This is a genomic window from Corynebacterium sp., assembly GCF_030826625.1.
GTDB lineage: Bacteria > Actinomycetota > Actinomycetes > Mycobacteriales > Mycobacteriaceae > Corynebacterium.
In genome coordinates, this window is record NZ_JAPJNQ010000001.1 from 86,378 (window position 1) to 104,358 (window position 17,981).

General features: G+C 53.6%; 10 protein-coding genes. 2 read left to right on the forward strand and 8 right to left on the reverse strand.

Going from position 1 to position 17,981, the window contains the following annotated elements; genetic code table 11:
• Positions 1-39: 39 nt before the first annotated feature.
• The 5 genes from RCH87_RS00365 to RCH87_RS00385 form a co-directional block, all read right to left on the reverse strand.
• The gene (locus RCH87_RS00365) at positions 40-1,149 is read right to left on the reverse strand and encodes an iron chelate uptake ABC transporter family permease subunit (protein WP_049167842.1); all 1,110 of its coding nucleotides are present in this window, start codon (positions 1,147-1,149) and stop codon (positions 40-42) included.
• The gene (locus RCH87_RS00370) at positions 1,146-2,207 is read right to left on the reverse strand and encodes an iron ABC transporter permease (protein WP_284594968.1); all 1,062 of its coding nucleotides are present in this window, start codon (positions 2,205-2,207) and stop codon (positions 1,146-1,148) included. Before RCH87_RS00370 ends, RCH87_RS00365 begins: the two co-directional genes overlap by 4 nt.
• Before the next feature lie 110 nt (positions 2,208-2,317).
• Positions 2,318-4,870 (reverse strand): GNAT family N-acetyltransferase, encoded by a 2,553-nt coding sequence (locus RCH87_RS00375; RefSeq protein WP_186310246.1) that lies wholly within the window; start codon positions 4,868-4,870, stop codon positions 2,318-2,320.
• The gene (locus tag RCH87_RS00380) at positions 4,867-6,285 is read right to left on the reverse strand and encodes a lysine N(6)-hydroxylase/L-ornithine N(5)-oxygenase family protein (protein ID WP_126844278.1); all 1,419 of its coding nucleotides are present in this window, start codon (positions 6,283-6,285) and stop codon (positions 4,867-4,869) included. The genes RCH87_RS00375 and RCH87_RS00380 overlap by 4 nt, the downstream gene beginning before the upstream one ends.
• Entirely contained in the window at positions 6,278-7,816 is a 1,539-nt protein-coding gene (locus RCH87_RS00385) for an aminotransferase class V-fold PLP-dependent enzyme (RefSeq protein WP_144737001.1), read from the reverse strand. The genes RCH87_RS00380 and RCH87_RS00385 overlap by 8 nt, the downstream gene beginning before the upstream one ends.
• 241 nt (positions 7,817-8,057) lie before the next feature.
• Between RCH87_RS00385 and RCH87_RS00390 the strand changes: the two genes are divergently transcribed.
• Positions 8,058-9,131 carry an iron-siderophore ABC transporter substrate-binding protein gene (locus tag RCH87_RS00390; RefSeq protein ID WP_049167843.1) on the forward strand — a complete coding sequence of 358 codons (1,074 nt, stop codon included), beginning with the start codon at positions 8,058-8,060 and terminating at the stop codon, positions 9,129-9,131.
• Between the two features lie 281 nt (positions 9,132-9,412).
• Here RCH87_RS00390 and RCH87_RS00395 read toward each other — a convergent pair whose 3' ends face one another.
• The 3 genes from RCH87_RS00395 to RCH87_RS00405 all read right to left on the reverse strand — a co-directional run bounded on the left by RCH87_RS00395 (position 9,413) and on the right by RCH87_RS00405 (position 15,342).
• The gene (locus RCH87_RS00395; protein WP_306514765.1) at positions 9,413-11,317 is read right to left on the reverse strand and encodes a long-chain-fatty-acid--CoA ligase; all 1,905 of its coding nucleotides are present in this window, start codon (positions 11,315-11,317) and stop codon (positions 9,413-9,415) included.
• A gap of 217 nt (positions 11,318-11,534) precedes the next feature.
• Positions 11,535-13,310 carry a long-chain-fatty-acid--CoA ligase gene (locus tag RCH87_RS00400; RefSeq protein WP_306514766.1) on the reverse strand — a complete coding sequence of 592 codons (1,776 nt, stop codon included), beginning with the start codon at positions 13,308-13,310 and terminating at the stop codon, positions 11,535-11,537.
• Between the two features lie 313 nt (positions 13,311-13,623).
• A complete protein-coding gene (locus tag RCH87_RS00405; RefSeq protein ID WP_306514767.1) occupies positions 13,624-15,342 on the reverse strand; it encodes a long-chain-fatty-acid--CoA ligase in 1,719 nt (572 codons plus the stop codon).
• An 809-nt stretch (positions 15,343-16,151) separates the two neighbouring features.
• Between RCH87_RS00405 and RCH87_RS00410 the strand changes: the two genes are divergently transcribed.
• A complete protein-coding gene (locus RCH87_RS00410) occupies positions 16,152-17,312 on the forward strand; it encodes an MFS transporter (protein ID WP_373690878.1) in 1,161 nt (386 codons plus the stop codon).
• Positions 17,313-17,981: the final 669 nt, after the last annotated feature.

The following is a 17,981-nucleotide window of genomic DNA, read 5'->3' on the forward strand; positions in this document are numbered from 1 at the left end:
CTTATTCTTAGTTCTTGTTACGAGTTGTTTTTAATTTGATCATGACGACCTAGACCGCTTGAGATTCGAGCTGATAAGCAGGTAGAGAAGGAATACACCACCAAAAGCGGAAGTCACGATGCCAACCGGGAGATCTACGGGGATATTCGTGCGAACCACGAGGTCAGCTCCTAACAGCAAGATTGCGCCCATGAATGCAGAAGCGACCAGTGGTGGTGTGGAGAGCTTGGTGATGCGTACCGCCAACTGCGGTGCGACAAACGCGACGAATCCGATCGGCCCAGCTGCAGCCACGGCGATTGATGCCAGAGTTACTGCGATAACCAAAAAAGTTAGCTGTGTGCGTGAGACGCGAAGGCCAAGTGCTGCGGCGAGATCTTGTCCAAGCACGGCAGCAGTGAGTGTGTACGCCATCCAAGCTAATAGCGGGACGCAGATGAGGATGACGAGTGCTACCGGAACCGCGCGGTCCCAGTTAGTCGAATTGAGGGAACCTGCTAACCACTGTTGCGCAGTAGCGGCATCCCGTAACTCTGCTCGTGTCATCAAAAAGCCGATATAAGCATTCATGAGAGCCGTGATAATGATTCCGAATAGCACCAGCCGATAGGCATCGAAACTGCCCCGTGATGAAAGGATCCAGACGACAGCACCAGTAATGAGACCACCAGCCAGTGCTGCAAGGGGTAAGCCGAAGGTGGCAACCTTTCCGGCTACCGCAGCAAAAGCTCCAACACCTCCACCGAAGGTCAGCACGGTCACGGCGGCAGCAGAAGCGCCAGAGGTAATACCAAGTATGTCTGGACTAGCAAGTGGGTTGCCAGTCACTGATTGAGTTAGCGCACCAGCCAAACCCAGAGCAAAACCTACTGTGAGTGCTGTTAAAGCCCGTGGCATACGCCAATCGAAAACTGCGATACGTTCAATACGAGAACCGTCGCCAAGGAAAATTATGCGCAATACCTCAGGGACAGTTAAAGGATAATCGCCGATGGCGATCGAAGCAGCAAAGATGATCACTGCTGCGCAGATCATCGCGATGGTGCTAAAAAGAACCCATGGGCGCCAGACCAGAGAGATACGCCCCTTGCGTAGCGCTGGCCGCCCCGGCACCACTGGACGGGACAGTAGATGTGGTGAGTTCGTCATAGAGCAACTACCTTCCGCCGATAAATGAGGTACATAAAGAATGGCGCACCGACGAATGCCAGTACGATTCCCACTTGTAATTCACCCGGGCGGGCAATGAGACGGCCCAAAATATCTGAAAGCAACAGCAAGCTAGCACCGGTCAGCGCTGAATATGGAAGAATCCACCGGTAATCAGGCCCGCACAGACTACGAGCAATATGCGGTACAACCAAACCAATGAAGCCGATCGGGCCCGCGGCCGCCGTGGCAGCTCCCGCAAGTAACGCGATGACCACCATGCCGGCCAACCGAGCCCGGTAAGTATTGACGCCAAGCGCACTAGCTGCGTCGTCGCCAAGATTCAGCAGATTCAACGTAGGCGCGGTTGCAAGTGCAACTATGAGTCCGACCGCGATAAACGGCGCGGTGCCCCAAAAAATTGAAAGATCCCTGCCAGATAATGCGCCAACGCTCCAGAAGCGCATCCGGTCCAGACTGTTGTCGTCGATGAGTGTGAGCGCAGTGGTCATGGAATGTAGCACCGCTGTTAGCGCAGCGCCGCCAAGGATTAACGTGAGTGGATTGATCTGTCCCCCACCCAGCGAGGCAAGACCGAAAACTAATGCAGTGGCAAGAACTGCACCACAAAAAGCCACGACGGATGTGCTCAAGGCAGAAGTGAGTCCAAACGCGAAAAAGCCTAAGACGACAGCGAATGCTGCGCCCGCTGAAACACCCAATAGTCCTGGGTCAGCCAGTGGGTTTCGGGTATGGCCTTGGATTAATGCACCTGCGACACCGAGTGCGGCACCGACAAATAAGCCGATGAGGGTGCGGGGCCAGCGGAGATCTGCGATAACGCGAGCGTCCGCGGAACCAGACTGAGGTTCGTCTAGCAATGAAGGTAGATTAATTAATGCTTGTAAGGCATCTGCGAACGCAATAGGCCGGGCACCAAAAAGTAGACTAGCGAGTAAAGCAGCGGCGAGGAGAAGAGCGAGTGCTAGCAACCCTGTAATGCGACGAGTGCGCAGGGACCGCGATGACCGCGTATATTCTTGCGAGTTCTTGCGCATGCTACGTCTCGAAGATAATCTTGTCGATTTCATAGTAAAGACTAACTTATTAGATCATTGAGCCCAGTGATAAACCTTAAGTCTTGGAACAAACACGCGAGTGGCACCATTTAGACACCGTGCAGAGGATTTTCCAGTTCACCAGCGTAGATGAGCGACGAATCTTGGTCACCAAGAGTAACCATAGTATGAGGGTTGCGAAGCTGTAACCGGTTTAACGTTGAATGTCGGAATCTCGGTGCCAATAGAGCTTGCCAAAGCCTTGCCTGCCGAGAGTCTCCGGTAGTTAGTTCAGGATGATCTTTGGCATATACGGAGGCAACGTGCCGAAGCTGTTCCCAAAAGACGTCTTCCTCGAGAATTGCATGATCGTCAAGCAGTGCTGCGAGATGGCGGAGAACGCCGTCAATAACATCAGTATGTATAGAAAGCGCCTGCTGGGATAAATCTTCGGGTGAGTCAGAACCGCAGCGAGCGCGCAATCGTTCTAGTCCAGAAGGAACCGGCGTTTCATTCGACACCACGGCTATTTCTTCGCCAAGGTCCTTATGATAAATGCCAACCGGTTTATTCTGATTGAGACGTAAAATGACGTTTTCCGTATGAGGCATGAAAACAATTCCGTAACGCACCAGTGCATGAATGAGAGGGCGAACGTACAGAGTCAAAAGCTGGTTGATCCAGTCAACAGCCGATAAGCCGCTCTGATTAATCCAGGCACTTATAAGAGGTAATCCTTCGTCATCAGAGTGAAGTATGCCCGCTAGCGTAGATAAAGTGTCGCCGTCATCCAATGCGGGAGTGGTCTCGGGGCTGAACGGAGATTGTCTCCATAATGCAGCGGTCATTTTAGTGTGAGAACCGTCGTTGGTGACGCGATGGTAAACACTGCCTGTATATCCTACTGACGCAATCTCAGGGAGAAATCCAATGCCTGATTGGAAAAACTCTGGATCATCTCCGATTAAATTCAGCAGCCAGAGATTAACTCGTGGAGTTGACTCCATGTAATGTGCAGAAAGCCCGCGAGTAAAACCCATGTTACGAACTGCGACGGCGGTTTTTACGTATGGTGCAGCTGGAGTAGAAGTGTTGAAGAAAGTGCGCAGAGATTGTTGTGGGCGGTAGGCTTCCCCTTCTCGACCGAGTGGAACAATTCGACCGGTAGCTAAATCAGCGGAGAATGTGGTGGTAAAACGTTGCTCCCACTGCCAAGGGTGAACAGGTAGCGGGATGTAGTCGTCCGGATTAAGGCCAGCTAGTCTACAGCGGTCTTTAAAATCCGGAACCAGAGTCAATATAGCCTCGTTAGAAGAATGAGAAGACCCTGATTCTTGCGCCCTCTCGTACTCGATTGTCGCGAGATGTGCATAGTTTTTGTCTACGGCACACCAAACAAGATCAGTAGTACTACTGAGTTCTGGCGAGAAAGCACGGAGTTGAGTTTCGCCCATTCCTCCGCGACCGGAGTTAGCTAAGAAGCCAGGGTGACCAATTACCATCGCAGATTCAATTGCCTGGAATAGCTCTGCAGGATCTCGAGTAGCGTCGGCCAGTTCAGTAGATGTTGGCCGTGGAATGGATAAAGTCCGCGCACGTGCGGCGAAAGTTGCTGAAATTTCTTCGAGGTACGTTTCGCGCGAGCTTTTCGCGATACCAAGTTGCTCAGCTGCATCAGCGATACCTGTAATGATATCGGGTGTCCAAGTGAGATCTGCTGGATCGTGGATGCTGAGCGGATCTACGCTGAGATGAAGCAATCTATGCTCGCGAGCCCGAAAAATTAGTTTCCGGGATCCCCAGCTGATTTGATAGGAACGCCATCCGCTGTGATTGCCATCGTTAGACTCAGTCTCATTAGCAGACTCTTTGATCTTTCGCGGGGATATAAGTCTTTCATGGGTGAATTCCCGCAATGCTTTGGCGAAAAGTTCGCGGTGTGCTGCTTCAGCGGTTTTGGCTAAGTGGCCGATACCGAGTGTTACGGGGCTGGATGAATCTGTGGGCTTAATTAACTCCCAGGGGGTAGGCGCAATAGGATAACTCAGAGGGGCATTCGGCGAGCCCAGAAAATCAGGGCGTGTGCAATATTGGATTAACGCGGTTTTCGGTTTTCCGGACATCGTTAAGGTTGTTGTGAGCCCTGGTTGGGTGAATCCTGTTCGGGCATTTTTTCGATGGATTCCCAAATTAGAGACATCAGGCTCGACGACGATTCGGTTCACTTCACCGTGGCTAAAAATCCAGCGGACTAGAGCAGAGAAGATGTTATCGGTCAGTCCATGGATGCTCTTGCCTATGGGAGGCGAAACTAGGATGTGCATCCCGATATCGCCTTCATGGAGAGTGAATTCAGAACATGTGTTAAGTACAACGTGCTTTGGGTCGTAGGTTTCCGAAAGAGCAATCGGATTTCCGTCGAGATATAGTAGCCAAGCCTGTTCAGCATTGCTTGTTTCGATGCGTCGGTATTCTGCCAAAATCTCTTGTTCACTGGCATCTAAAGCACCCCAAAAGTGCGAACGAGGATGAGTGACCCATGTATGTAGTGTTTTAGCATCCTTCGTTGGTTGCACTGGGCGAATATTGACTGTCCCTAACGAAGTATGCATTGCACCAGGAGTCAAGCTGATTGGGTGGCAGGGTTGTTGTGATTTACTCATACGTTTTCTCCTCCAAATTGTTGGAAAGTCCAGGAATCTTCCACTTCGTAGACTGTGCGGCCGCATATGTTGTTGAGAATGATTGAGTTCCGCCAAGCTCCCATTCCCAAGTCTGGGGCATTGAGGCTATGGGTATGTTCTTCGGCATTGAGCACGTATAAGTCACGTCGCTGGTTAACCGTAAAATCGAGATTTACGTCCAGACGTCCTTGTTTGTCTGTGTTGATTTCGCCTGCTTCCGCAGCGGTAATCAAATGCGAAGGTATGGCAGGGCGCCCGTAGCCTGTAGCGAGGATGACGGCATCAGTCGCATGTATGTCGGCATTACCGGTTTCGTTGTTGGTCAGCTTCAGTAGTATTTGGCTCTCCGCGGCCTGCTCGTTGATGTGTCGTTCGTATGAGCTTTTGGGATCACTTTCTGTGAACAACTCCACGGTGACATCTGGGCGTAGCTCTCCGCGTAGCGGAGTGGTAATGGACAGTTGATATAACGTGTCATAAATATCGTTAACTAAATCGCCGGAGATGCCCTTGTACAGGTTTCGCTGCTGGCGATTAATTTGATCGCGTCGCGCTTCTGGAAGTCTGTGGAAGTGGCGCACGTAGTCCGTACTAGTTAACTCCAAGGTGAGCGCAGTGTATTCCATTGGGAAGAAACGGGGTGATCTTGTTAACCAATTAAGACGGCGACCGGTTGCTGCGAAGGGCTCCATCAGGTGACGATAAATTTCTGCTGCAGACTGGCCGGAGCCGACGATGGTCAATGACTGTATGTCTTCACTGTTCGATAAACGTTCTGCATGAAATAGGAAGTCAGAACTGTGAATAATGTTTTTGGTCTGATTTCTAGATTCGACAAGATTGGGTTGGAGCGAAGTCGGGACGTAAGGTTGAGTTCCCGTTCCGTTGACAAGATTCTTCGCAAGTACGGCCCTGGGGTTTGTGCCTCCAACTTGGACTCGCCAAAGTCCGTCTTTCGTTCGATGAACATCTGTTACGGGGCTAGACCATTGGAGTGTGCTAAGTTGGCCTGCAACCCAGGCGCAATAATTAGAGTATTCCGTACGATATGGGTAAAAAGATTCGCGAATGTAAAACTGATAAATTCGCCCCTGTCTTTTTAAGTAGTTTAGGAAGCTCCAAGGGCTGGTGGGATCGGCCAGACTGACGAGGTCCGCCATGAAGGGAACCTGGATCGTAGAGTTTGGAAACATTACGCCAGGGTGCCAACAAAAACCTTGATTTTCGTCGAAAAAGATGGCTTTGAGCTCATTCGATTGCACCAAGGGGTGTGCGAGTGCCGCCATTCCCAGATTGAAGGGCCCGATGCCGATCCCGACAATGTCGAAAACTTCATCGGCAGCAACGCGCTGAGTTATATTAGTTGACGGTTGTTCGTGGATTTTCTTAGTCATCAATTTCCTCCTTGCTTTGTAGTTTGGCGCATTCATCTGTTCCAGCCGCACAAATTTTCTCTAATGCGTAGCGAATATCATCCTTAGTGAGACGTGGGTTCAGTATTGTGAATTTCAGGTAGGTTTTGCCGTTGCGCCTGGTGCTGGCTATGACGAGTTCATTCGCGTTGAACAACTGACGACGGATTGCATCGTTGATTTTGTTGATGACTTCGGTCTCCCGCATACAAGTGTGTGAGCTTGGACTACCTGGCAGTGATGGTAGGAAACGGAAAAGGACTGTGCTCAATGTCGGGGTAGTGAGTAATTCTAGTTCCGGAAATTCATGAATTAGCTCCGCTGCATCGGTAGCAATTTCGCAACATCTATCGAATGCTTGGCCTAGCGCTTTGGGTCCGTCGGCTCGTAGGCTGAGCCACAATTTGAGTGCATCGAAGCGTCGGGTTGTTTGTAATGAGCGGTTTGCAAGATTCAATCGAGTGTCGGTCTCTGGATTAAGGTAATCCGAATGCCAAGTGACGTGTTCAAGTTCAGTGAGGTCGCGATAGATCAAAGCTGAACATGCGACTGGTTGGAAAAACGTTTTGTGAAAGTCAAGGCTAAATGAATTTGCTTGGTGAAGCCCAGAGAGTAGTTTTTGGTTTTTATCGCTAAGCAGAAGGGCACCACCGTAAGCACAATCTACGTGAACATAAATTCCGTGCTGCTGCGCTATCTGGGTTGCTTGTGCAATCGGGTCAATTGCTCCTAGATCTGTTGTGCCTGCAGTAAGGGCTAAGCAGGCTATGGTGTGTTTGCCATCGGTCTCGATTAAGGAGTTGATTGTACGGCGGAGAGAGGAAATTTTTAGTGCACCAGACGAATCACACTCGATTGTAATGACAGCTTCCTTTGGAAGGCCTAAAATATGGGCGGAGCGCGCAATAGAATAATGTGCTTCTGCGGAGCAAAGAACTCGAAGGGAGTCTAGACTCGATCCCGAGTTCAAAGCTTTTTCACGGGAAGTGTAAAGGGCTTGTAAGTTTGACTGTGTGCCACCTGAGGTAAACGTCCCAGTTGCGTTATTCGCGTTCATTCCTGCGGAGGCAGCGAACCACTTTATGATTTGGTCTTCGATGATTGCTGCGCCGCGTCCCTGATCCCAGCTTTCGACTGCAGTATTCAATCCTGCAGAAATGGTCGCTCCGGCGAAACCTGCTGCTGTTATAGGGCAATTTAGATGCGCAAGATAACGTGGGGAATCGTACCGGATAGCGTGTGATACCCAAAGATCATTGAGTTCTTTTAGTGCTTCGTCTAGCGACCCCAGTGGTGTGTCAATTTCTACAGCATTGAAAGCTGCAGAAAGTTCGTCGACGCCAAGGTCCTTGTTGGGACAAAAAGTCTCGGGTGACGGGCTAAATGTCGGCGCGAGGGCTTGATTGAGCGTTTGTCCGGCGGATGACAAGGCGTGTTGATGACTATAGCCGTCTCCCAGGAATTGTAATCCTGGTTGTGCTTGTGGGACGAACTTCTGGGGGTATGAATCCATAGAGACCGACACTAAGGTAAGGCTTCAGATGGTTCAATGAATGAAGTCTGTGAATTTCTTGTTATTTTGGTGGATGCGCTAGCATCTGGTGTCCTGTTTGTTAAATAGGAAAACCTTGCATAATGTGTCGGGCGCCCTATATCCTGAAAATGTTTATCAGACTTTCTGATGACCTTACGGAAAATCGTGCCAACAATGTGTCGTATGGCGGTGCGCGGAATCAACGAAAGAAGGAATGAGCATGTCATCTCTTATGCCCCATTCGGTTTTGCATACAAGCAACAGTAGCGGCTTAATTGCCCGTCTAGCAGCAGTTGTCTCTTCTATGACCTTAATGCTTGGTCTTGCAGCGTGTGCTGAAAATGGCGAAAGCAATGATGCTGCCGACAACAACTCTGGTGAAACACGCACGATTGAACACGCACTTGGTGTTGCCGAGATTGAGGGCACACCCGAACGTGTGGTTACCCTTGGCCAGGGTTCCACCGAGACTACTCTTGCACTCGGCGTGGTCCCGATCGCCGTTGAATCCTATGAATGGGGTGCAGATGAATCGGGCTACTTGCCATGGGTCAACGAAGAGCTCGAAGAAATGGGCGTCAAAGATGACGAGAAGCCAGAGCTGATTACCGGTGCCGAAGAACTTAGCGCGGAAGAGATTGCGGCGTTGGAACCTGATCTGATCTTGGCCCCTTGGTCTGGCCTTACGCAAGAGCAGTACGACCAGATCAGTGAGATTGCGCCAACCGTCGCGTACGAAGAAGAGCCATGGGTTATTACTTGGGAAGAACAGATCAATACTGTTGCTGAAGCACTGGGTAAAGGCGACCAAGCGCAGGACTTGATCGACGGTATCAACCAGCAGTTTGACGATGCCAAGGAAGAATCTTACGGCGAGCACACCTTCAGCTTCATCTATAACTCTGGAGTGGGAAACTACGGCATCTTCTTGCCAACGGAACAGCGTGTTCAATTCGTGTCCAAATTGGGCCTCCAGGTAGATCCAGCGGTTGAAGAGTTCCGGGATAGCGTCGTTGCGGGAACTGACTCCGCGACCGTCAGTGCAGAAAATCTGGATAAATTGAATGATTCAGATTTGATCTTCACCTTCTACTCTGACGAAGCCTCGCGGAAAGAACTGCACCAAGACCCTGCGTACTCCAGTATCGCTGCTATTGCACAGGGTGCTGAGGTTGCTCCGACCGACCAGTCCTTTGTTACGGGGTCATCGATGATTAACCCACTGACTGTTCCATGGGCAATCGAACGTTACAAAGAACAGATTGACGACGCGCTGGCAAAAGCCCAGCAATAGATTGACGCTGTCTTCTGAATCGTGTGAGTAATTTCGATTTCAGAGACACTAAAAACCGCCGTGGGTGGCCCACGTACATGGCTTTCCATGGCGGTTAACTATTGGAAAAATCAGTGAAACCAGAGCCAGGCCGGCTTGCCGACGTCGGTGTCTGGTCCCTTCACCACACTGGCCAGAAAAAGCTCAAGGGCCTGGCCCCGATGGTTTAATCGGAGTCAGGCCCTTTCGGCAGTACGAAAAACAGAAGTCGCAGAACTAGCAAGTACTAGCCCGGCGAAGCGCTACTTCTTGTCAGCCTCGTCCGGCTGGGCGGCAGCAGCCTCGTCCGGCTGGGCGTCGGCAAGATCTTCTACCTCGACACCCTCCACGTCGGATTCTTGGTGGTCTGGCTGCTCATCGAGCGGCTTCGCCTTACCGGAAGTATCGGAATCATCGGAACCGTCTGTGTCGTCGTCGGCGGCGTCCTTCTCCTTCGGCACCAGGCCCAACATATCCAGCAGGTCGGCCTGAACTTCGCGGCGGCGCAGCTTACCAATCTGGTCAGTAGCCAGCTCCTCGAAGTGGTAGAAGGTGCGCGGAACCTTGTATGCAGTCAGGCGCTCGCGGCAGTAGTCCTTTAGTCCATCCGGGTCCAGGGCGGCGCCTGCCCGCAGAACCACACAGGCTACGACGTCTTCGGAGCCGTCCTTACGCGGACGCCCCACGACGGCGCACTCTTCCACATCAGGGTGCTGGCCCAGGCAGTCTTCGACCTCGCCAGGGTAGACGTTGAAACCACCGGTGATGATCATTTCCTTAATGCGGGAAACAATGCGCACGAAGCCATCTTCTTCCATCACAGCCATGTCGCCGGTGCGGAACCAACCATCATGGAAGGCGTTTTCCGTGGCTTCCTCATTGTGCAGATAGCCTTTGAAAACCTGCGGGCCGCGGCCGAGCAGCTCGCCTTCCTTGCCATCCGGCATGGTCTCTTCCAAATTATCCGGGTTGGCGATGCGTACCTCAGTATCCGGGAAAGGGATACCGATATAGCCCGGACGCCGGTTTTCCGAGTGCGGGTTACAACACAGCACCGGCGAGGTCTCGGTCAAGCCGTAGCCTTCCACCAGCAGGCCGCCGGTGCGCTGTTCCCACTTCTCGACGGTGTCTTCCGGCAAGGGGGCGGCACCGGAAATGGAGTTGGTGATGCCCTTGAGATCAATGTTCTGCTTCTCGGCTGCCTCCATAACCTTGGAGTACAGCGTCGGCACGCCAGGCATCCAGGATGGCTTGCGGTTTTTGATGACGTCCATCAGCAACGGGATTTCCGGCTTTGGTACCAGCACCATCTCGCCACCCAGCGACACCGCCAGGCCGGCGATCAGCGTTAGACCGTAAACATGGAACATTGGCAGAGCGCCCAGCACGCGTTCGTCCGGGTTGCGGCCCAAGGTAGGGAAGAACGCCAAGATCTGGGCGATATTCGCGGATATATTGCCCTGGGTGAGCTCTGCACCCTTCGGTGCGCCGGTAGTGCCCGAGGTGTAGAGGATCAGCGCGGTCGTTTCACTAGTGACACAATCAGGGGTACGGATTTCCCGCCCGTCGCCACCGAAAGCCTCACTGGCCAGGGACTCAAAAGAGATGGTGTTCGGTGCAAACTGGGACAGCTGCTTGCGTTTTTCGCGGATCGACGGCAGCGGCAGGTATCGCAGAGCCAGCTGCTTGGTGCGCGGCATCGCGTTGATCATGTTGACCGAAATGATGGTCTCCAGTGGAGTCTTGCTGCGAACCTGCTCCAACATTGGGGCGGCCTTGTCCCAGCAAATCGCGATGCGGGCGCCGTGATCCTGGAACAGACCTTCCAACTCGTGCGCGGTATAGAGCGGGTTGTGCTCGACGACGGTCGCACCAATTTTCTGGATGGCATAAAAAGCAATAACGTGCTGCGGGCAGTTCGGAAGCAGCACTGCCACGCGGTCACCCGGACCTACGCCGAAGGCCTTCAGACCGGCGGCGACAGCGCGTACGTTCTTGTCGAGTTCGCTATAAGTCATCGTCTCGCCAAAGAAGTACGTTGCCTGCCGGTGGTGGTTATTGGTCAGGTTGCTGTCGTACAAGCTCAGCAGAGTCTTGTGCTCGTATTCCGGTTTTTCCGGAATATCGCCGTAGTGCTGTAGCCACGCCTTGGTATCCGAAGCGGTCATTGCTACCTCCTTGAGTAGGGGTGTTGTGCATCACACGATTTGAGATAACCCCACACTACCAATTGGTGAGTAGTTTCACATAACTAGCGCGGATCTCGTGCGAAGTCGTGAATACTCCCAGCATACAGCGGTGTGTAAGGCAAAAGGGGCGTGCCGACGGTTGCGGTGATGCGTCGGCACGCCCCTATTTCGCGCGTTTTTTGCGAATCTCGATTCGCTAGTTTTCAGACTCTCCCAAGCGTTCCATCAGATCGGCTTGTACCTCACGTCGGCGGATTTTGCCCAGCTGGTCGCGGGCCAATTCCTCAAAGTGGTAGAAGGTGCGCGGAACCTTGTAGCGGGTTAAGCGCTGACGGCAGAACTCGCGCAAACCTTCCGGATCCAGCTCGGCGCCGTCGTTAAGAATCACGCAGGCGACCACATCTTCCGAACCATCCTTGCGTGGGCGCCCCACCACGGCGACATCGGCGACGTCGCGGTGAGAACTCACGGTTTCTTCCACCTCAGCCGGGTGCACGTTGAAACCACCGGTGATGATGATTTCCTTCAAGCGGGAGACCAGCCGCAAGAAGCCGTCTTCTTCCATGACGCCCATGTCACCGGTGCGGAACCAGCCGTCGTGGAAAGCCTCCTCGGTGGCTTCCGGCTTATTCAAGTAGCCCTGGAACACCTGTGGCCCTTTGACCAGGACCTCGCCCTCTTCACCGTTCGGCATGGTGCGGGAAGGATCATTCTGGTCCGCGATGCGGATCAAGGTATTGGGCATAGGCACGCCGATAAAGCCCGGACGGCGATTTTCGTTGACTGGGTTAGCAACGATCACCGGCGAGGTTTCGGTTAGGCCGTAGCCTTCCACCAACAGGCCGCCGGACAGTTTTTCCCACTCGTCGACGGTGGCGGCAGGCAGTGGGGCGGCACCGGCAAACGAGTATCGGATGCCCTGCAGATCGAGGTCTTTTTTCTGTGCTTCCTCGGCGATCTTGTCGTAGAGCGTCGGCACGCCCGGCAGCCAGGTTGGCTTGCGCTTTTTGATGGCATCGAGAATCAGCGGGATCTCTGGCTTTGGCAGCAAGATGATCTCGCCGCCGACGTAGCACGACAGTGCCCCGATAAGCGTGAGGCCGTAGACGTGGAACAGCGGCAGTGCGCCCATCAGGGTTTCGGGCTTTTCGCCGATACCTGGTAGCCAGTATTTGGCCATCTGCACGTTGGAGCAGATATTACGGTGGCTGAGCATCGCGCCCTTCGGTGCTCCGGTGGTTCCCGAAGTGTAGAGGATGAATGCGATGTCATCCGGGGTAATCGTCGGGTCAGGTTCCAGGTTTTCGCCGGTGCCGCCGATCGCGCCGTCGAGAAGCATGCCGTACGGGATTGCGTTGTCAGCTTTTGCGGTGAGCATATCGCGTTTTTCGCGTACCGACGGCAGCGGTAGGTAGCGCAAGGCCAGCTGCTTGGTCGTCGGCATGGCCTCGACCATGTTGACCGCGATCAGGTTTTGTAGCGCAGTGCTGTGGCGGAGTGGTTCCAGAGATTCGGCGATTTTGTCCCACACAATCGCGGTGCGCGCCTCGTGGTCTTTGAAGAGGCCTTCCAGCTCATACGGGGTGTATAGCGGATTGTGCTCGACGACGGTGGCGCCCAGGCGGTGAATAGCGTGCACCGCAACGACGTGCTGCGGACAGTTCGGCAGAATTACGGCAACTCGGTCACCCTTGCCGACGCCCAGTGATTTCAAACTCGCAGCCACCGCCCGGACCTGCTTGTCGATCTGCGCGAAGGTTTTGGTCTGGCCGAAAAACCAGGTTGCGTTGCGGTCCGGGTTCTTTTTGAGGTTTTCGATGTAGTTATCGACAAGCGTGATTTCGGCGAGTTCGATTTCCGGTGGGCAGGCTTCGTTGTAGTGCTGGAGCCAGGCGCGGCTTTCGAATGCTGTTGCTGCGCCGGTGGGGTTGGCGGCGTTCTCAGCGTTTGGGGAGTCTTCAGATGGAGACATGGGAAACAATCCTCCTGTGGTTGTCCTGTGGCGTTGATGGCCACACCAGGTGCATGTGCTGCGAACCACGTGCATACGAACTAACAACCGGTAGCTAACGACCGCTAGCATTCTGTGACGTAAGTCTGTGATCTAGGTTGCAGTTTTGGTTCTGTAACCACAGTAGGCGATAAAAGTCTGGCTGGCTAGTATTGGTTCGTTTCTACTTACGAAATAGCTATGTTTCGGTGTGCGGCAGCGTGTGCGCCGCATGTGTGCCTCGTGCGGCCGTGTGTCTGCCGCGTGCGCGCCGAGTTCGGGCTAGCTATCTAGCCTAGCTCTCATCCTCTAAGCGTTTCAGCAGGTCAGCCTGCACCTCGCGACGGCGGATTTTACCCAATTGGTCTTTCGCCAGATCCTCGAAGTGATAGAAGGTGCGCGGTACCTTGTAGGGAGTCAGCCGTTCCTTGGCAAAGGCGCGCAGCCCCTCTGGGTTCAGCTCAGCGCCGTCGCGAAGCACCACGCATGCCACGACATCCTCGGCACCATCGGAACGCGGACGACCAACCACGGCGCACTCGACGACGTCGGCATGGCTCAACATGGTTTCTTCCACCTCACCTGGGTAGACGTTGAATCCACCGGTAATGATGATTTCCTTGATGCGCGAAACCAAGCGGATAAAGCCGTCTTCTTCCATGATTCCGACATCGCCGGTACGGAACCAGCCATCGTGAAACGCTGCCTCGGTGGCCTCAGGGTTGTCATAATAACCGTGGAAAACCTGCGGGCCGCGGGCGAGTAGCTCGCCTTCCTGCCCGTCGGGAAGCGTCTCATCTAGGTTGTCCGGGTTAGCGATGCGCACCTCGGTATCTGGGAACGGCACGCCGATATAACCTGGGCGGCGGTCCTCGCTCATCGGGTTGCCCACCAGAATAGGGGAACATTCAGTCAGGCCGTAGCCTTCCACCAGTAGCCCGGAAGTGGCGCGCTCCCAGTTTTCCACGGTGTGCACCGGCAGGGTGGAGGCCCCGGAGAAAGCATTGCGGATCTTCGACAGGTCGATGCCTTTGTCCTCGGCTGCCTCGATGATTTTTTCGTACAGCGGTGGCACGCCCGGGATCCATGTCGGCGGGTGTTTTTTCATAATGTCCATCAGCAGCGGAATCTGCGGCGACGGCAGCAGCACCATCTCGGCACCCAAAAATGGCCCCAGCGTGCCGAAAAATGTCAGACCATACGCGTGGAACATGGGCAGCGCACCCAGCAGGCGTTCGTGCTGGTCGCCCAGGCCTGGCACCCAGTGCTTGCCCTGCAGGATATTGGCATACAGATTGCCGTGGGTCAGCTGCGCGCCTTTCGGGCTGCCAGTGGTGCCGGAAGTGTACAGAAGCAGCGCGGGGGTGTTCTTGTCGACGCCGTCGGCAGGAGTGAAATCGCTTGGGGAACCACCCATGGAGCCGTCGGCAAGCACGGAAAACGGCACCGTATTCGGAGCTGGGGCGGTCAACTGCTTGCGGGTTTCGCGGATTTTCGGCAGCGGAATGCGCAAGGCCCACTGTTTCAACTTCGGCATGGCGTCGATCATGTTCACCGAGATGATAGTCTCGAGCGCGAGTTCGCGGTCCTGGCGTAGCTTTTCGACAGTTTCCGTGGCCTTATCCCAGACAATCGCCACACGCGCACCATGGTTGGCAAATGGGTCACGCAGCTCGTGGGAAGTATAGAGCGGGTTGTGCTCGACGACGATCGCGCCCAGCTTGAGCACAGCGTAAAACGCGGCGACGTGCTGCGGGCAGTTCGGAAGGATTAGTGCCACCCGGTCGCCCGGGCCGACGCCAAGGGAGCGTAGACCAGCGGCAATGCCCCGGACCTGCTCATCGAGTTCCCCGTAAGACATGCCGCGGCCGAAAAACCACGTCGCGGGCTTGCTCCGGTTGATTGCCAAGTTGTTGTCATAAACATCCAACAAGGTCACGTTGCCGTAATCGAGCGTGTGCGGGGTAGATGGCGTGTAATGCTGCAGCCATGCCTGTGATTCAAAAGCCGACATAGAAACTACTGTGCTTCCTTCGTGCTGGGGGTGTACTGGGACTGGTTTAGTAGTGCGGTTTGTTTCGTCCGGACTGGAGAACTCTTTCCAGTGTACTCCCAGCAACGTGGGGTGTTTCTGGGTGCTCGGGCGGGGCTTGAAGTGTTCCGGGATTTGATCCGTTTGAGTAGATGGGAGGCTCTGGAAGAGGCCCCAAAAATTGAGCAGAACGCCACGTTTGAGTGGGTGAATTGGTGTAAAGAGGAAAGGCTCCATCAAAGCTTGGGATACCGCGTCCCGGCTGAGGTTGAAGACGCGTTGTGGGAACACGATGAGTCCCGGGAAATAATGGAAAACAAGGCAAATGCCTAGGAACAAAACTCGGGGTACTTCATCATTGGCCTGGTCAATTCTGCGATGCCGCTTTCTCGCCAACCGCAGAGAAACGCACCCAATTTCCCGGATTCAACTCACCCCGGAGGGCCTGCCGCAGCGCATCACCGCCACCTGCACACATTTAATTCACCCTATAAATGCTCAATTATCAGGACTTTTGTTGTCTCAAGACAATTGCACCTCTTGTGATACCTGTCAGCCGTTAGCATTAATTCCATCAGGGGAGCGGATCCTGATTTCGAGAGAATTTTAACGCTTCTCATCACGACTCCCAGTGTCTCCGTGAGCGAAGCAGCATCATTCAGTCAAATTCCACTGGAAGAAGTTCTAAACTTCTGGCAGAAAGGCTTTGAAGCTGGGCTCCTGTTTACTCCTTTGATCTAACGGAAAGAAGTCACTTGCTCAATACACGCGCTAGAAACCTAGTATTCGCCGTGGTGGCTTCCGCGCTTGGCGATGGCCTCATCCCCACCGCTTTTGCCATCCAATCGTTTAAATTGGATTCCAGCGGTAGGTTGCTTACCTTTGTCCTTATCGCACTGTGGTCCGCCAAACTGATTTCATCGCTGGCCCTCGACAAGATACCAACCCCGGTTTTTCCGGCTAGAATCATGGTTCTATCAGATTTTGGCAGAGCCCTGGCGCAGGTTGGGCTTCTTGTTTACCTGGTACTTTTCCCGAATTTTTGGGGCCCAGCCCTGATCATTTCATCCTTCCTTTACGGTTTCTTCGCCCCGTGGTTTGGCCCCAATAGGTTCTCCCTCCTCGCCTCTATCCTTACCGGGAAAGAGCGCCGCAAGATAAACTCCCTACTTTCTGCCATTGGTGATGCCCTCTTCCTCGCCGGCCCACTCCTCGGCTCCGCTTTGACCCTGGGAATGGGCTTCAAGGCAGTTCTGGTGATAGACACCTTTACCTTTGCCATATCCATGGCATTTATCGCGTCTTATTGGAATGTCCGCAGCAAATCTGGGCAGCAGGAAGAGCCGGAAGAAACCGCCGAGCCCTCTCCAGTAAAAGCCACCATCTCGCGTGTCAGGCTTCCCCAGTGGGCTGTTCACGGACTAGTTACTTGGCTTATCGTAGCCACAACGATTGGTTTTATCGGTTCCGCGGCACCCACCTCAGTGATGGACCGGTTCTCTGAATCTACGTGGGGATGGATCGCATCCGTCGGCGCGGCAGGCGCCCTCTTGGGTTCTTTATTATCGTCTTTTCCCATGTGGAAAAAGGTGCACTGGAATCTCCTTCAGATAGCCTTATGTGCCGCTTATGCCGGACATCTTTTAGCACTGTTTTTATCGTCCAGCATTTACGTTATTGCCATCGCCACCGCGCTGAGCGGCGCATTGACCGCCATCTCAGGAATCACCTGGGATGTCTTGGGGCAAGAACTCCCTTCAGATGACTTGGTTAACCGTTTTGCCGTGCGCGACCAAATCATAAACACCGTCGGCATCCCCGTTGGCATGTTGCTATTCGCTTTCCTCGCAAACGCTAACGGTATTTCGTTATCCATTCTTCTTGTACTTTTGTCTGTCGCCGCGCTTGTATGCTTTGCTCCAAGATCTTTCCCGCAGAAAAGCAGGCCTTAACCCATATGGGCTATCGATTCATACTGGCCCCAAGGCAAGCTGAGCTATTCAAAAGGGATGAAGTGTCCCACCCGCGAGTATGGATCAACTCGTTCTTGTGAGGGAACGTTGACGTTTGCCGCCAGAGCATTGTCATATCAGTCGCCAAAAATTCCGGTGGAAGCGGTGATTTCGTGCTGGGAAGGCGCTGGTTGTAGACAACGCTGACATACTATGAACCGTGATCCGAATGGTGAATGGGACCTGTTTTTCCTTTGCCGCGACAATCGCCTGGTTGAGTGCTTGCAGCAGCAAAGCCTCGGTCGCATCGAGTTCGGTAGTGCCTCCCCAGCGATCCATCGAGAAGACACGTCAGTGACAAAGGCCCTTGGGACTTACTCGCATACGGGGAGCAAATTGAAATCGGATGCTTTAGGCAGTGTGCGTAGGACTGAACTTGCCGCTATCAAACAGGAGATAACCGAGCACAGAGCGCATAGTGCCATGCTTGCCTGAAAACCAATTGCAGCGAGAAATATACCCGCGCTGGCGGAGGCGATGATTGGTAGCAATCCCATCATCAGACGCGCTCCTGCCGAGCATTTTCCTATTTTTTCGGGAGGCGCTGATAACGCATGAACTGGCCCCCGAAAGTTGGACTGGTTTAATTCTAGGCGGTTTGGGCTTCAA

What these genes read in the sequence shown, in the direction of transcription:
- RCH87_RS00380 (WP_126844278.1), bottom strand. Translation starts at nt 6,285, where the DNA reads ATGACTAAGAAAATCCACGAACAACCGTCAACTAATATAACTCAGCGC.
- RCH87_RS00370 (WP_284594968.1), bottom strand. Translation starts at nt 2,207, where the DNA reads ATGCGCAAGAACTCGCAAGAATATACGCGGTCATCGCGGTCCCTGCGC.
- RCH87_RS00395 (WP_306514765.1), bottom strand. Translation starts at nt 11,317, where the DNA reads ATGACCGCTTCGGATACCAAGGCGTGGCTACAGCACTACGGCGATATT.
- RCH87_RS00375 (WP_186310246.1), bottom strand. Translation starts at nt 4,870, where the DNA reads ATGAGTAAATCACAACAACCCTGCCACCCAATCAGCTTGACTCCTGGT.
- RCH87_RS00400 (WP_306514766.1), bottom strand. Translation starts at nt 13,310, where the DNA reads ATGTCTCCATCTGAAGACTCCCCAAACGCTGAGAACGCCGCCAACCCC.
- RCH87_RS00390 (WP_049167843.1), top strand. Translation starts at nt 8,058, where the DNA reads ATGTCATCTCTTATGCCCCATTCGGTTTTGCATACAAGCAACAGTAGC.
- RCH87_RS00365 (WP_049167842.1), bottom strand. Translation starts at nt 1,149, where the DNA reads ATGACGAACTCACCACATCTACTGTCCCGTCCAGTGGTGCCGGGGCGG.
- RCH87_RS00405 (WP_306514767.1), bottom strand. Translation starts at nt 15,342, where the DNA reads ATGTCGGCTTTTGAATCACAGGCATGGCTGCAGCATTACACGCCATCT.
- RCH87_RS00385 (WP_144737001.1), bottom strand. Translation starts at nt 7,816, where the DNA reads ATGGATTCATACCCCCAGAAGTTCGTCCCACAAGCACAACCAGGATTA.